This window comes from Microbacterium sp. 18062, assembly GCF_902706225.1.
Taxonomy (GTDB): domain Bacteria; phylum Actinomycetota; class Actinomycetes; order Actinomycetales; family Microbacteriaceae; genus Microbacterium.
The window spans coordinates 1-392 of sequence record NZ_CACSKB010000633.1 but is presented as its reverse complement, the minus strand read 5'-3'; the positions used below and the strand labels follow the sequence as shown (position 1 = coordinate 392).

The following is a 392-nucleotide window of genomic DNA, read 5'->3' as shown; positions in this document are numbered from 1 at the left end:
GTGTCGTGGTTTCGACACCGGGGAACGCCCCGTTCGTCGTCGAAACCGCTCCGCCGCCGGGGCAGGCATCCCAGAATCCTGCCCCTGCCCGGTGAGCGCTAATCCTGGACGATCGCCAGAATACCGAGCGTGATGAACAGCAGGCCTGCCGTCCACTGGCAGGCGCTGAACAGCCTCCCGCCCGGTGTCAGGCGCTCCCGCAGCGGATGCGCGAGGGCGATGCAGGCCACGTCGGACAACGAGATCAGCACGTTGGCGCAGAGGCCCAGAAGAAACACCTGCCACCCCAGCCCGAGGGCGGCATCCGGGTCCGTGAACTGCAGCAGGAACGAGAAATAGAACAGCGCCGATTTGGGATTCAAGGCTTCGATGAGCGCGCTGGACGCCAGGAT

At 65.6% G+C, this 392-nt stretch carries 1 protein-coding gene; it reads right to left on the bottom strand.

The features are described from left to right. Window positions 1-98: 98 nt before the first annotated feature. On the bottom strand, window positions 99-392 hold a 294-nt coding region (locus tag GVL03_RS21585; protein WP_159502783.1), incomplete at its 5' end, for a LysE family transporter.